This is a genomic window from Pseudoponticoccus marisrubri (assembly GCF_001482405.1).
GTDB classification, from domain to species: domain Bacteria; phylum Pseudomonadota; class Alphaproteobacteria; order Rhodobacterales; family Rhodobacteraceae; genus Pseudoponticoccus; species Pseudoponticoccus marisrubri.
Genome location: NZ_LPXO01000001.1, coordinates 616,473 through 629,812 on the forward strand (window position 1 = coordinate 616,473; position 13,340 = coordinate 629,812).

At 68.5% G+C, this 13,340-nt stretch carries 13 protein-coding genes; 2 read left to right on the top strand and 11 right to left on the bottom strand.

The features are described 5' to 3' along the window. Positions 1–246: 246 nt before the first annotated feature. Positions 247–2,388: a polyribonucleotide nucleotidyltransferase gene (gene pnp, locus AVJ23_RS03020; RefSeq protein WP_058860646.1), complete on the bottom strand. Its 2,142-nt coding sequence runs from the start codon at positions 2,386–2,388 to the stop codon at positions 247–249. Between the two features lie 290 nt (positions 2,389–2,678). Between pnp and AVJ23_RS03025 the strand changes: the two genes are divergently transcribed. Next, complete coding sequence (locus AVJ23_RS03025; protein ID WP_058860647.1) at positions 2,679–4,931, top strand: trypsin-like peptidase domain-containing protein; 2,253 nt, start codon at positions 2,679–2,681, stop codon at positions 4,929–4,931. A gap of 65 nt (positions 4,932–4,996) precedes the next feature. Here AVJ23_RS03025 and rpsO read toward each other — a convergent pair whose 3' ends face one another. The 3 genes from rpsO to AVJ23_RS03040 form a co-directional block, all read right to left on the bottom strand. Further along, the gene (rpsO, locus tag AVJ23_RS03030) at positions 4,997–5,266 is read right to left on the bottom strand and encodes a 30S ribosomal protein S15 (RefSeq protein ID WP_058860648.1); all 270 of its coding nucleotides are present in this window, start codon (positions 5,264–5,266) and stop codon (positions 4,997–4,999) included. A gap of 130 nt (positions 5,267–5,396) precedes the next feature. Then, positions 5,397–6,533 carry a calcium-binding protein gene (locus tag AVJ23_RS03035; protein WP_084794251.1) on the bottom strand — a complete coding sequence of 379 codons (1,137 nt, stop codon included), beginning with the start codon at positions 6,531–6,533 and terminating at the stop codon, positions 5,397–5,399. 104 nt (positions 6,534–6,637) lie between these two features. After that, positions 6,638–7,159, bottom strand: a complete 522-nt coding sequence (locus AVJ23_RS03040) for a DUF1643 domain-containing protein (RefSeq protein WP_058860650.1) — start codon at positions 7,157–7,159, stop codon at positions 6,638–6,640. A gap of 101 nt (positions 7,160–7,260) precedes the next feature. On the opposite strand from AVJ23_RS03040, the gene AVJ23_RS03045 reads away from it, so the two are divergent. Continuing rightward, positions 7,261–8,229 carry a threonine ammonia-lyase gene (locus tag AVJ23_RS03045; protein WP_058860651.1) on the top strand — a complete coding sequence of 323 codons (969 nt, stop codon included), beginning with the start codon at positions 7,261–7,263 and terminating at the stop codon, positions 8,227–8,229. Between the two features lie 3 nt (positions 8,230–8,232). On the opposite strand, the gene AVJ23_RS03050 is transcribed toward AVJ23_RS03045, so the two are convergent. The 7 genes from AVJ23_RS03050 to AVJ23_RS03080 all read right to left on the bottom strand — a co-directional run bounded on the left by AVJ23_RS03050 (position 8,233) and on the right by AVJ23_RS03080 (position 13,333). Then, the gene (locus AVJ23_RS03050) at positions 8,233–8,427 is read right to left on the bottom strand and encodes a Trm112 family protein (RefSeq protein ID WP_058860652.1); all 195 of its coding nucleotides are present in this window, start codon (positions 8,425–8,427) and stop codon (positions 8,233–8,235) included. Then, a complete protein-coding gene (locus AVJ23_RS03055; protein ID WP_058860811.1) occupies positions 8,424–9,065 on the bottom strand; it encodes an LON peptidase substrate-binding domain-containing protein in 642 nt (213 codons plus the stop codon). Before AVJ23_RS03055 ends, AVJ23_RS03050 begins: the two co-directional genes overlap by 4 nt. A gap of 27 nt (positions 9,066–9,092) precedes the next feature. Then, positions 9,093–10,013 (bottom strand): thioredoxin family protein, encoded by a 921-nt coding sequence (locus AVJ23_RS03060; RefSeq protein WP_058860653.1) that lies wholly within the window; start codon positions 10,011–10,013, stop codon positions 9,093–9,095. Between the two features lie 73 nt (positions 10,014–10,086). Continuing rightward, entirely contained in the window at positions 10,087–10,875 is a 789-nt protein-coding gene (locus AVJ23_RS03065) for an exodeoxyribonuclease III (protein WP_058860654.1), read from the bottom strand. 71 nt (positions 10,876–10,946) lie between these two features. Next, entirely contained in the window at positions 10,947–11,990 is a 1,044-nt protein-coding gene (locus tag AVJ23_RS03070) for a succinylglutamate desuccinylase/aspartoacylase family protein (protein WP_099045462.1), read from the bottom strand. A 64-nt stretch (positions 11,991–12,054) separates the two neighbouring features. After that, complete coding sequence (locus AVJ23_RS03075; RefSeq protein ID WP_058860656.1) at positions 12,055–12,576, bottom strand: GNAT family N-acetyltransferase; 522 nt, start codon at positions 12,574–12,576, stop codon at positions 12,055–12,057. A 103-nt stretch (positions 12,577–12,679) separates the two neighbouring features. Next, the gene (locus AVJ23_RS03080) at positions 12,680–13,333 is read right to left on the bottom strand and encodes a peroxiredoxin (protein WP_058860657.1); all 654 of its coding nucleotides are present in this window, start codon (positions 13,331–13,333) and stop codon (positions 12,680–12,682) included. Between the last annotated feature and the right edge of the window lie 7 nt (positions 13,334–13,340).

A 13,340-nucleotide genomic window follows, 5' to 3' on the forward strand; every position in this document is an offset into this window, starting at 1 on the left:
CGTGAGTGATGTGGTGAAACGGCCGATCCGTCGACACGTGCCATGATTGACGGTGCCGATAACGGGTAAAGACTTCGTCAACTTCCCCGCGTCTCGCGTATAGGTAGCACGCAACGGGCTGGCCACAAACAACCATGAGGCGATATCGGCAGGGCTTTGCCAGTCGCCAGGCCGCCTGGCACGAAAAAGGGGCGCCCGAAGGCGCCCCGATCAAGGTCGCGCACGTGGCGCGCGATGGAGGACCGCTCAGTCCGCGGCCTCTTCCTTCTTTTCCTTGGTCATTTCTTCGCCGGTCTCCTGGTCGACCATCTTCATGGCCAGGCGCACCTTGCCGCGATCGTCGAAGCCCAGAAGCTTCACGAAGACCTCCTGGCCTTCCTTCAGCACGTCGGACGGATGGTTCAGGCGGCGATTCTCGATCTGGCTGACATGCACCAGCCCGTCGCGCTTGCCGAAGAAGTTCACGAAGGCGCCGAAATCGACGATCTTCACGACCTTGCCCTTGTAGATCTTGCCCTCTTCCGGCTCGGCCACGATCGAGTAGATCAGGTCATAGGCCTTCTTGATGGATTCGCCATCCGGCGAGGCGATCTTGATGATGCCCTCGTCGTTGATGTCGACCTTGGCGCCGCTGGTCTCGACGATCTCGCGGATCACCTTGCCGCCCGAGCCGATCACTTCACGGATCTTGTCGGTCGGGATCTGCATGGTCTCGATGCGCGGCGCGTGCACGCTGAAGCTGCCCGCCTCGCTGAGCGCCTTGGCCATCTCGCCGAGGATGTGCATGCGGCCCGCCTTGGCCTGGGCCAGCGCGGTCTTCATGATCTCGGGCGTGATGCCGGCGACCTTGATGTCCATCTGCAGCGAGGTGATGCCGTTCTCGGTGCCCGCCACCTTGAAGTCCATGTCGCCGAGGTGATCCTCGTCGCCCAGGATGTCGGTCAGCACGGCATAGTCACCGTCCTCTTCCAACACGAGGCCCATGGCCACGCCGGCCACCGGCGCCTTGAGCGGCACGCCCGCATCCATCATCGACAGCGACCCGCCACAGACCGAGGCCATCGAGGAAGAGCCGTTCGATTCGGTGATCTCGGAGACCACGCGGATCGTGTAGGGGAAATCGGTCGCTGCCGGCAGCACCGCCTGCAGCGCGCGCCATGCCAGCTTGCCGTGTCCCACTTCGCGACGGCCCGGAGGGCCAACGCGCCCGACTTCGCCGACCGAGTAGGGCGGGAAGTTGTAGTGCAGCAGGAAGTTGGAGCGGTAGTTGCCGTGCAGCGCGTCGATGATCTGTTCGTCATCGCCGGTGCCCAGCGTGCTGATGACCAGTGCCTGCGTCTCGCCGCGCGTGAACAGGGCCGAGCCATGCGTCCGCGGCAGGACCGAGGTCTCGGACACGATCGGGCGCACCTCGTCCAGGGCGCGGCCGTCGATGCGGCGCTTGTTCTTCACCACGTCCGAGCGCAGCACGACCGATTCCAGCTTCTTGATGGCGGCGCCCAGATTGGGATCCTCCAGCTGCTCCTCGGTCAACGCGGCCTTGATCGCCTCCTTGGCCGCCGACAGCGCGGCGACGCGCTCCTGCTTGACCGTGATGGCATAGGCGTCGCGCATCTTCTGCTCGCCCGCGGCCTTCACCGCCTCGTAGAGTGCCGAGTAATCCGGCGGCTGGAAGTCGAACGGCTCCTTCGCGGCGTCCTCGGCCAGCCCGATGATCAGGTCGACGACCGGCTGGATCTGCTCGTGCGCGAAAAGCACCGCGCCCAGCATCTCTTCCTCGGTCAGCTCATAGGCCTCGGACTCCACCATCATGACGGCATCCTTGGTGCCCGCGACAACCAGGTCGAGCCGCTGCTCGGGGTTGTTGCGCAGCTGGTCCATGTCGTCGACGGTCGGGTTCAGAACGTATTCACCGTCCTCGAAGCCCACGCGGCAGCCGGCGATCGGGCCCATGAAGGGCACGCCCGAGATGGTCAGCGCGGCCGAGGCGGCGATCATCGCCACGATGTCGGGATCGTTGACGAGGTCGTGGCTCAGCACGGTGCACATGACCAGCACTTCGTTCTTGAAGCCGGGCACGAAAAGCGGACGGATCGGACGGTCGATCAGGCGGGCGGTCAGCGTTTCCTTCTCGGTCGGCCGCGCCTCGCGCTTGAAGAAGCCGCCGGGCACCTTGCCGGCCGCATAGTATTTTTCCTGGTAGTGAACGGTCAGCGGAAAGAAGTCCTGGCCTTCCTTGGCCTCCTTGGCGAAGGTCACGTTTGCCATGACGCTGGTCTCGCCCAGCGTGGCAATCACCGTGCCATCCGCCTGACGGGCAACCTTGCCCGTTTCCAGTGTGAGCGTCTCCTCGCCCCACTGCATGGTCTTCTTGGTCTCTTTGAACATCATCGTATCCTGTAGGGGAGCGCGCCCGGCCCCTGCCGGGTCTCCCGTTTGAGTGGCGGCCCCATTGCCGCCGGTCCCTCTCATCTATCCTTCACGGCGCGGGGACCGTCGCACCACGTCTCAGATGTGCGGCTCCGTTACATGTTTTCGGGCGATTTGGAAAGCCTTTCCGCCGCCCGGGCGACGATGCGCCCCGCCCCGCGGGCGCCCGTGACCGGGGGTATTCAGGACTTGAGATCGCATCCGGGCCGCGCTTCACTTACCGAAGACCGCCCAGCCCGGAGCCTGCCATGCGACGCCTTGCCCTGCTCTTCGCCCTTCTCGGCCTGTCTGCCGCGCCCGCCTCGGCCCAGGGCCTGGCCAGTTGCGATTTCGGTTTTGAGGTCGACACGCAAAGCTCGGCCTTCCAGGCCATGGTCGTCGATGGCGAGGCCAAGCCGGGCTTCTGGCTGTCGATCAACCGTGCGCCTTCGGATGTGCGCGAGATCGCGCGCTTCGTGGGCCGCATGCAGATCTGCCTCTCGACCCCGGACGGCAAGCCGCGCGAGATCACCCGCAACGGCCGCCGGATCACGCTGGACAGCCCCTTCGTGTCCTCCTGCACGGTGGCGCTGCTGCCGGGCAACCGGCTGCTGACCAACCGGCATTGCTTCCACGATCCCGATCTCGAACGCGGCGGCTTCGAGATCGTGCAGGAGGCGCGGGTGAACTTCAACTACACCGATCAGGACACGACCTCGGCAGTACGCACCTATCGCGTGCTGCCGCGAGCGCTGGCCGAGGATGCGGCGCTGGATGCGATGGTCCTGCAGGTGATCGGGGGCGATGCGAATGCCGATCTCGGAGGGCATCTGCCGCTGCGCATGATGACGCGGGCCGAGCCCTTCCAGGAGCTGCGCATGATCCACCATCCCGGGGGCGATCCGCAGCAATACTCCACCGGCACCTGCCAGGTGCATCGCCGCCAGTCCGAGATTCCGCCCGAGGACTCGGTCTTCCGCCACACCTGCGAAAGCACCGGCGGCTCGTCCGGCGCGCTGCTTTTCGATGCGCGGACGCTGGCGGTCGTGGCGCTGCACAACCAGGGCGGGCTGAGCCGCGTGGGCGACAGTTTCAACGGCGGCCACAAGATCGGCCCGATCGCCGCGGCGCTGGGTCTGGGTTTCGAGTCCGTCGAACAGGCCGAGCCCGAGCGCGATCCTGCACCGGACCGCGCGGCGGCGGCCACGGCAGCGCTGGGAGCCGCGCTGATCCCGACCGATCCGCAGACCCGCATGGAGGCCCTCGCGCGGGTCGCGGAAGACTTCGACGGCACGCCGGCCGCGGCGACGGCCAAGCGCCTGCAGACACAGTTGCGCGACGAGCTGGCGGCCGAACAGGCGAGGCAGTCCGAACGGGCCGAGGCCGAGCGGACCCAAGCGGCCCAGTCCGCGCTGGAGGCCGCGCTGAACCCGCTGGATCCAACGGCGCTGCGCGCGGTGCGCGACCGCTTTGCCGGCACCGAGGCGGCACGCCGGGCAGAGGCCGAGCTGGACCGGATCGACGCCGCAGAGACGCTGGAGCGCCGCGCCAATGACGCGCTGTCCGCCGCGCTGCGGATCGACGATCTGACCCGGCGCATCGCGCAGCTGCTGGTCGTGGCCAAGGATTTCCCCGAGACCCGTGCCGGGCTGCGCGCACAGGACGCCGCCGCCCGCTATGCCGAGACGCTGCGACAGGAGCGGGCGGACCCGTCCGAGGCGCTGATCGCCCTGTTCCGGCAGGGCCCCGAGGCCGACCTGTCGCAGATCCCGGTAGTCCGCGTGCCGATCATCGAGAATCCCGGCCCGCAGAAGGACATCCAGGCGCGGCTCGTGACGTCCAAAGCGCGCAGCCCGGTGGACACGCTCTACGATCATCTGCGCGTGCACCTGCAGACCATGGAGGTCTCGGGCCGCGACGATGCCTTGCGCGCGCAACTGGGCGGGGCCCGCAATTTCCGCGCCGTGCAGGTCTATCACGACACGGACGGCACCCGCGCCGCGCTGCGGGGCTGGGTCTCGGGCGGCGAGCTGTCGATGCTGGTGCTGGTGCTGCCGGCCGAGGCACGCCCGGCGCGGCTGGTGCGGCTGGCGATCCCGGCCGGGCCGCGCGGTCTGCACCCGGGCGACGATCCGGGCTATGTGGTGCCCGATTCCAACTATGTCGCGCAGGCCCCCGATGGCGGGCTGCTGATCCAGCTGGACACGGCGCGCCGCTGTTCAGGTACACGACGGATGGGGATCATCGTCTCGCTTGCGCCCGGGCTCAACCGGCTGAACTGGGTCTCGCCCATCCGCACCGCCGGCGGCAACCATTTCGGCTTTACCGAAGACAGCCTCTTCGCGGTGGATGGTGGCTCCTGCGAGAATGACTACCTGTACGAGATCGACATGGCGACCGGCCGCGTGAAGACGCGCGAGGTAATCCCCTCGGCGCAGGATGCCGGCGATTTCACCGCGGTGGACGGCAAGGACCTGTACCTGGTGCTCTACAACCGGTTCATGCAGTTCCGCCTGCCCTAGAACGGGAAACGCCCGCTCCGACATGGAGCGGGCGCCTGTCCCTCGGTATTCTGAAGCGATCGCTCTTAGCGGCGAATGCCCAGGCGCTTGATGAGGTCGCGATACCGGCCCTCATCCTTGCCTTTCAGGTAATCCAGCAGCTTGCGGCGCTGTGCCACGAGCTTGAGAAGGCCACGACGCGAGTGGTTGTCCTTCTTGTGGGTCTTGAAGTGCTCGGTCAGCGTCGCGATCCGCGAGGTCAGAATGGCCACCTGAACTTCGGGCGAACCGGTGTCGCCGTCCTTCGTGGCGTATTCCTTCATCAGGCGGGTCTTTTCCTCGGCCGTGATCGACATCGGGGTCTCCTTTTCGGATCAATGGGTTATGGCACAAGCCGGGATGTCGTCCAGCAAGGCCCATGGAGGTGCTCCGCAAAGCGGATGCGTGCCTTTACGTGATTCTGAGCGGATTGCCAAGCGCGCCCGGTCAGGCGAAGGCAAGCTCTCCCGCGGCGCTTTCGCCCACCAGCACCAGCTGGTCGGGGCTGGGCGCCTCGGACGAGGGCAACACGGTCAGCACCGTGCCATCCACGACGATTTCGGTCATCTCCGGATCCTCGGCACTGGGCCGGATGTCCAGCTGCGGATCGGCGCCGCCGTCGCTGTCGTAATAGACGATCACGATCTGGTCCTCGGCCGCGTCGAAATCCATCAGCTCGGACGGGCCCTCGACGATCCAGTCGCCCAGCACCAGCACATCCGCGCCCTCGCCGCCCGAGACAACGTCGCCCGTGCCGATTCCGATCGTGTCATCCCCGTCGCCGCCGTTCAGGAAGTCCGGCGCGTCGATATCCTGCCCGGTGGCCGGATCGCGCAGCACGCCGTTGAGCATGTCATCATCCCAGCCGCCGAACAGCGTGTCGGGCCCCGCACCGCCATCCAGCGTGTCGGCGCCTTCGCGACCATGCAGCGCATCCGCACCCTCGCCGCCCAGCAGCATGTCATGGCCAAGACCGCCCTGCAGCTCATCCGCACCGGCGCCGCCATGCAGCCAGTCATCGCCGTCATGCCCGAAGAGCGCATCATCGTCCGCGCCGCCCTCGATCCAGTCCGTGCCGCCCTCGCCATGGGCTGTGTCGGCCCCGTCCCCGCCCAGCACGGTATCATCGCCCGCGCCGGTGCGGATCTCGTCACCTCCGCCGAGCCCGTCCACGTGGTCATCGCCCTCGCGCCCGCCTAGCAGGTCGATATCACCCGTGCCACGCAGCGCGTCATCGGCCTCGGTCCCCGGTTCGATCACGCCATGGCCATATTCCAGCGGCTCGGGGGCGGCATCCTCTTCCGGTGCGGCTGCCGTTGCGTCATCTTCCGGTGCGGCCCGGGCCACCGCCGCCTCGGCCTCGGCACCGCCGAGCCCGGGCATGTTGATCAGCCCCAGCTGGGCAAAGAGCGAGGTGCCCTCGCCCCCCTCGACCTCGTCCTCGGGCAGGTCATCGGGGTCGCCGGACGCGCCGGTGCGGGCCACCGACGACTCGTCGGTCTCTTCCTCTTCCGGTGTCGTGGTGCTGACGATGGCCACCGATCCCAGCGCCATCATGCCCAACAGCCCTGCAAGAAACATCATCGGCCCGGCCTCATACGAAAACGCATGAAATATCCCAGATCACCCCTGACCGATCAACGGAATTCGCAGTGGAAGGTTAACGAGGCGTCCCGCGCCGGGACCGCTCAACCCCCGGCATAGCGCGCCTCGCGCGGCCAGGGCGTGGGGGTGACGGCATAGGATACGTAGAGCGGGTGGCGCGGGTGGCCGTCGCGGGTCAGGCCCAGGTGGCGCACGTCCCCGGCCAGTTGCGGAGCGATCGCGGCCCCCTGCCCCTGCAACGCGCCATGCACACCCCAGGCCGCGATGGTGACATCGGCGCCAGCCGACCACCCTGCCAGCAGCGCGGCATTCTCGGGGCCGACCGGGTCCTCGGCGCGGCGCAGATCCTCGGGCCGGGTAGCGCGGAAGGCAAAGAGATTGGCGATCCGCATCCCGCCGAAGCCCAGCCGCAGCGCCCGGCGCTGGCAGCGCTCGATCGTGGGATCATTGGCCGCCTCGGTCGCGGTCGAAGGGTTCAGCATGACGAAGAGCAACTCGGGCCCGGCCGGGTCCCAGACCCGCCGCAAGCCGTAGCGATAGCGTTCGCAAGGAGAATAGAGCGCGGTGCTGCGCTGCGTCCCGGTCTCGGCCATCCGTTCGATCATGGTCGGCACGCTGCCGCGGGCGGCACCCGGGTGCAAGACGCGTTGACATGGCCGGGCCGGCGCGCCCTAGTCCGCAGAGGCAAGACAGGGAGCATGACACCATGGATATCGCCGCGATCGAAGCCGCCGCCACCCGGGCCGAGGGCCATGTGCGGCGCACGCCGCTGCTGTGGTCGCCCGCGCTGGACGCGCTGGCCGGCCGGCGGGTGCGGGTCAAGCCGGAATGCCTGCAGCACACCGGCAGCTTCAAGCTGCGCGGCGCATGGTCGGCCATCTCGGCGCTGGACCCGGAGGTGCGCGCCCGGGGCGTGCTGGCCTATTCCTCGGGCAACCATGCGCAGGGCGTGGCCTGGGCGGCGCGTGCCTTCGGCGTGCCGGCGCTGATCATCATGCCGCGCGATGCGCCCGCCGCCAAGATCGAGGGCACGCGGGCCCTAGGCGCCGAGGTGGTGCTCTATGACCGCGGCAGCGAGAGCCGCGAGGAGATCGGCGCACGGATGGAGGCGGAGCGCGGGCTGACCCTGATCCGTCCCTATGACGAGCCGATGGTCATCGCCGGTCAGGGCACCTGCGGGCTGGAAATCGCCGCGCAGGCGGCCGAGCAGGGTATCGAGACGGCCGATGTGCTGGTCTGCTGCGGCGGCGGCGGCCTGACGGCCGGGATCGCGCTGGCGCTGGAGGCAAAGGCGCCCGGGCTGCGCGTGCGCCCGGTGGAGCCTGCGGGCTATGACGACACTGCCCGCTCGCTGGCCAGCGGCACGCGGCAGGGCAATGCGACCGAGGCTGGCGGGCTCTGCGACGCGATCCTGACCCCCATGCCGGGCGAGATTACCTTCCCCGTCCTGCACCGGCTCTGCGGGCCGGGCGTTGTGGTCAGCGATGACGAGGTGCTGCGCGCCATGGCGCTGGCCTTCCGGCATCTCAAGGTGGTGGCCGAGCCGGGCGGGGCCGTCGCGCTGGCCGCGGCGCTGTTCCACGGCGACGCGCAGGAGGGCGACGCCGTGATCTGCACGATCTCGGGCGGCAATGTCGACACCGCCACCTTCACCCGTGCACTCGAACAGGGCTGAGGGTCAGTCGTCGAGCTTGCGCGCCTCGTCCACCAGCATGACCGGGATGCCGTCCCGGATCGGGTAGGCCAGACCGGCGCGGTGGCTGACCAGCTCCTGCCGCTCGGCATCGTACTCCAGCCCGGTCTGGCTGACCGGGCAGATCAGCGCCTCGAGCATGCGGCGGTCGAATGCGGCCGTCCCGGAGGTCTCGGTCATTGGATCAGGTCCTCTTCCCCGCCACGCATGGCGTATTCGATCAGCGTCACCAGCGTCTCGCGCCGCGTGGCGAGCGAGGGCGCCTCGAGCAGCGCCTGCTTGTCCTCCGGCCCGAACTCGAGGATCATCGACAGCGAGTTGACCAGCAACTCGTCATCCGCCTCTTTCAGCGTATCCCAGTCGGCCGACAGGTTCTTGGCCGCGAAGAACCGGTCCAGCAGGTCGAGGAAGCGGCGCCGGTCGAACTGGCCATCCTCCTCGCTGCCGGCACGGTCGCGGTCGAACCCGTCCCACGACACCTCGCAGCGGCGATAGGGCGCGAAGCCCTCGACCTCCTTCGAGACGCGGAAGCGCGAGATCCCGGCCAGCGTGACCAGGTAGCGCCCGTCCTCGGTCTCGGAGAACTGCGTGATGCGCCCGGCGCAGCCGATCTTGTGCAGGCCCGGCCCGTCGCGGCCCGGCATCTCGTTGGGCTGGACCATGCCGATCAGGCGGGTCTGGGTCTTGAGCGCATCGTCCAGCATCGCAAGGTAGCGCGGTTCGAAGATATGCAGTGGAAGCCGGGCCCGGGGCAATAGCAGCGCCCCAGACAACGGGAAGACCGGAATTGTGTCCGGCAGATCTGAGAAGCGTGTCATGAAGGCCAAGCTAGCCCACGCCCCTGCTCAGGCAAATATCATCGAGCTGAGTTTCCGACGGCCGTTCAGCACCACCGGGTCGTTGGGCTTCAGCGCCTCGAAAATCGTGAAAAGCTGGGCCTTTGCGGCCCCGTCATTCCACTCGCGATCGCGCCGGAACAGCTCCAGCAGCTGCGCCACCGCGCCCTCGGCATCGCCCTTGGCATAGAGCGCTTGCGCCAGGTCGAAACGCGCCTGGTGATCGGCCGGATCGGCTTCGACCCGGGCCATCAGATCGGCCACCGGGCCGGCATTGGCGGCCTGCTTGGCCAGCTCGATCTTGGCGTGCACGGCCTCCAGCTCGGGCGCCTTGGAGATCTCGACCGGGGCGCCGTTCAGGATCGCCTCGGCCTGGTCGAGATCCTCCATCGCCACATGCGCGTCCACGAGACCCGCATAGGCGCGCGCGTTGGCGGGCTCTTCCTCGAGGATCGCGGCAAAGGTCTGGGCCGCATCCACGGCCGCGCCCTGCTCCAGCATCTCCTCGGCCGCGGCGATGGCCTCGTCCAGCCCGCCGCCCGGGGCCTCGCCGCCGGCCGCCGCCACCACGCGGTCGATGAAGGCCTTGAGCTCGGAGCCCGGCAGCGCACCCTGGAACCCGTCGACCGGCTGGCCCTGCCAGAAGGCATAGACCGTCGGGATCGACTGGATGCGCAGCTGACCCGCGATCATCTGCGCCTCGTCGACATTGACCTTGACCATGCGCACGGCGCCCTTGGCCGCGCGCACGGCCTCTTCCAGCGCGGGGCCCAGCGTCTTGCAGGGGCCGCACCAGGGCGCCCAGAAATCGACGATCACCGGCACCTTGGCCGAGCCATCGACCACCTCGGCCATGAATTCGGCCTCGGAGATGTCCTTGACGAGGTCGTCCTGTGCCTGCGGCTTGGCGCCGCCACCCAGTTCCAGCATGTGATCCTCCGCTCCTTGCGGTCCGTTTCCCGCTAGATGGCGCAGCGCCACGCGTTATGCAAGGGCGGCGGGCCTACAGGTCGAAGGTGGCGAAGACCGGGGCGTGGTCCGAGGGTTTCTCCCAGCCGCGGGCGGCGCGCAGGATGCGGCTGGAATGGGCGGCATTGGCGATGTCGGGCGTGGCCCAGACATGGTCCAGCCGCCGCCCCTTGTCGGCCGCGTCCCAGTCGCGCGCGCGGTAGGACCACCAGGAATAGAGCTGCCCCTCGGGCAGGTCCTTGCGGGTGATGTCGACCCAGCCGCCGGCCTCCTGCGTCTGGCCCAGGTGCTCGACCTCGATCGGCGTGTGCGAGACCACCTTGAGCAGCTGCTTGTGACTCCAGACATCATCCTCGCGCGGGGCGATGTTCAGATCGCCCACGAGGATCGACTTCTCGGGCTTCTCGGCATGGAAGCGGTCGCGCATCTCGGTCAGGTAGTCGAGCTTCTGGCCGAATTTCACGTTCACCTCGCGGTCGGGCACGTCGCCGCCGGCAGGAACGTAGAAATTGTGCACGGTGACCCCGTTCTCCAGCCGCGCCGCGATGTGGCGCGCGTGGCCCAGCCCGGCGAAATCCTCGGCCCCCGCCTCTTCCAGCGGCAGGCGTGACAGGATGGCGACGCCGTTATAGCCCTTCTCGCCGCGCGCCACCATGTGGGTGTAGCCCAGCTCGGCAAAGCCCTCGGTCGGGATCTTGTCGACCGGCGACTTGCATTCCTGAAGGCACAGCACGTCCGGCGCCTCCTCGTTCAGCAGTTTCTCGACCAGCCCCTTGCGCAGGCGGACCGAGTTGATGTTCCAGGTGGCAAGCGTGAAGGACATGGGCGACTCCGGTGACAAGGCCGCGCGACCCTGCCAATCCGCAGCCCCGGGTGCAACCGGATATGCGGCGCTCAGATGATCTCGTCCTCGTCGAAGAGCGGCGCCGCCTCGAGATGGGCGTCAAACCCCTCGGCGGCGGCCTCGGCCTTCTCGGGCTCGCGCGGCTCGGCGATGTGGAACAGCGCGTCGCCCTCGTTCACCACGGGCAGGTTGGTGCGGCCGACGATGATGCCGGTCACCTCGGCCACCACCTCGGCCTCTTCCTCGCCGAACGGGTCGGCCACGATGCCCAGCACGGTGCCCGCCTCGACATAGTCGCCGCTGGCCTTGAGCGAGCGCAACAGCCCGCCCGAGGGTGCGCGCACCCAGGAGGACCGCTCGCAGAAGACCGAGGGCGTGCGCGCCCGCGGCACGCCGCGCCCGGCGATCATGCCCAGCCGCGCCATCACCCGCAGGATGCCGGTCACCCCGGCCCGTGCCGCGAACTCGTCGAAGCGCAGCCCCTCGCCCGCCTCGTAGAGCAGAACGTCCACGCCGGCCGTGCCCGCCTCGAGCCGGAGCGAGCCCTCGCGCTCCTTGCTGAGCATGGTGACCGGCGCGGCAAAGGCCTCGCCCAGGTCGCGCAGCCGCGCGCTGCCGGGTGTCAGCCGGATCTGGGGCAGGTTCTCGCGCCGCACGGCGGCCGAATGCAGGTCGATGCCCACATCACTGCGCGCCACGATCTCGGTCATGAAGAGATGCGCCAGCCGCCCCGCCAGCGAGCCGTGTTGCTGGCCGGGAAAACAGCGGTTCAGGTCACGCCGGTCCGGAAGATAGCGCGACTGGTTGAGAAAGCCGAAGGCGTTGACGATGGGCACCGCGATCAGCGTTCCCGACAACCGCGCCACAGGGGCGGCGCGCAACACTCGGCGCACGATCTCGACCCCGATCACCTCGTCGCCATGGATCGCGGCCGAGAGAAACATGACCGGGCCGGGCTTCCGGCCGTGGATCACGTGGGCCGAGAGCGTCACCGGCGTGTGATCGGACAGCACCGAGACCGGCAGGTCGACGGTGCGCCGGTGCCCGGGCAGGATGGTCTCGGTTCCGAGGTCGAACGGGTCGCGCATGGTCAGGTCCTTTCGGGCGCCGATAAAAGGCCAAGCGCGGGGTGTCTGCAAGGGCGTGTGCCCGCCTGCCTCACGGCAGATCGAGCCGGTACATCTCGCTCGGCCCGGTCGACAGGGCCGGATCGCGTTGGAACCCCGCCTTGACCAGCACCCGCGCCGAGGCCGGGTTGGCCGGGTCCACGCCGGCCAGCAGCAGGGCCGGCCCTCGTGCCGACACTGCCTCCACGACGCCCCGCAGCACCTCGGTGGCGTAACCCTGCCCCCAGGCGACCTCGGCCAGCAGGTAGCCCAGGTGCAGCACGGGCGGCTTCGACTCTTCACCCCCGGCAAGGATCAGCAGCCCCAGCAGCTGCCCCGTGGCCTTGTCTTCAACAAGGAAGACCTCGGATTCCGCACGCCGCGCCGCGATCCACTCCGCCATGGCCGCCGCGCCCGTTCCCGGATGCAGCGCGGGTGGCAGGTGCGCCGTGACCGCTGGGCTCAGCAGCCTGGCCAGCGCGACCTCCAGCGCGGCCCGTCCAGCGCCGTCGCTCAGACGCGGGCCCCATGGCGTCACGCACAGCCGTGCCGTCTCGAATCGCCCGGGCATCATGGGCCGCCCTCCCCTCTCACATGCGCCGCGTTGCCGGGCCATGATACAGGAACGCCCCCGCATTTCGATGCGGGGGCGCGCCATGTCACATCAGGCGTGCCGATCAGGACGGCAGCTTGGCCTTGCGCAGGTAGGGCAGCACGGTTTCGATCTCGCCATACTTGGCCCGGGCGTCCTCGTCCGAGACCGCCGTCGGGACGATCACGTCCTCGCCCACGGTCCAGTTCGCGGGCGTCGCCACGTTCTCGCGCGCCGAAGTCTGCAGCGCGTCCAGCGCCCGCAGCACTTCGGCAAAGTTGCGGCCCACGGTCATCGGGTAGGTCATGGACAGCTTGAGCTTCTTGTCCGGGCCGATGATGAAGACCACGCGCACCGTGGCGCTGTCGGCCGGCGTCCGGCCATCGGGCAGGTAGGCATCGGCGGGCAGCATGTCGAAGGCCTTGGCCACGGTCAGCTCATCGTCGGCAATGATCGGGAAGCCGGCCGGCGCGCCCGAGGTCTTCTCGATATCGCCCTTCCACTTCTTGTGATCCTCGACCCCGTCGACCGAGATGCCCATGACCTTGGTGCCGCGCTTCTCCCATTCGTCGGCCAGCTGCGCCACGGCGCCGAACTCGGTCGTGCAGACCGGGGTGAAGTCCTTGGGATGCGAGAAGAGAATCGCCCAGCTGTCGCCGATCCAGTCATGCAGGGTGATGTCGCCCTGATCGGTGGGGACGGTGAGGTTGGGGATTTCGTCGTTGATGCGCAGAGCCATGGCGGAG

What these genes read in the sequence shown, in the direction of transcription:
- AVJ23_RS03035 (WP_084794251.1), bottom strand. Translation starts at nt 6,533, where the DNA reads ATGATGTTTCTTGCAGGGCTGTTGGGCATGATGGCGCTGGGATCGGTG.
- AVJ23_RS03060 (WP_058860653.1), bottom strand. Translation starts at nt 10,013, where the DNA reads ATGCTGGAACTGGGTGGCGGCGCCAAGCCGCAGGCACAGGACGACCTC.
- AVJ23_RS03080 (WP_058860657.1), bottom strand. Translation starts at nt 13,333, where the DNA reads ATGGCTCTGCGCATCAACGACGAAATCCCCAACCTCACCGTCCCCACC.
- rpsO (WP_058860648.1), bottom strand. Translation starts at nt 5,266, where the DNA reads ATGTCGATCACGGCCGAGGAAAAGACCCGCCTGATGAAGGAATACGCC.
- AVJ23_RS03055 (WP_058860811.1), bottom strand. Translation starts at nt 9,065, where the DNA reads ATGACACGCTTCTCAGATCTGCCGGACACAATTCCGGTCTTCCCGTTG.
- AVJ23_RS03065 (WP_058860654.1), bottom strand. Translation starts at nt 10,875, where the DNA reads ATGTCCTTCACGCTTGCCACCTGGAACATCAACTCGGTCCGCCTGCGC.
- pnp (WP_058860646.1), bottom strand. Translation starts at nt 2,388, where the DNA reads ATGTTCAAAGAGACCAAGAAGACCATGCAGTGGGGCGAGGAGACGCTC.
- AVJ23_RS03045 (WP_058860651.1), top strand. Translation starts at nt 7,261, where the DNA reads ATGGATATCGCCGCGATCGAAGCCGCCGCCACCCGGGCCGAGGGCCAT.
- AVJ23_RS03040 (WP_058860650.1), bottom strand. Translation starts at nt 7,159, where the DNA reads ATGATCGAACGGATGGCCGAGACCGGGACGCAGCGCAGCACCGCGCTC.
- AVJ23_RS03025 (WP_058860647.1), top strand. Translation starts at nt 2,679, where the DNA reads ATGCGACGCCTTGCCCTGCTCTTCGCCCTTCTCGGCCTGTCTGCCGCG.
- AVJ23_RS03050 (WP_058860652.1), bottom strand. Translation starts at nt 8,427, where the DNA reads ATGACCGAGACCTCCGGGACGGCCGCATTCGACCGCCGCATGCTCGAG.
- AVJ23_RS03075 (WP_058860656.1), bottom strand. Translation starts at nt 12,576, where the DNA reads ATGATGCCCGGGCGATTCGAGACGGCACGGCTGTGCGTGACGCCATGG.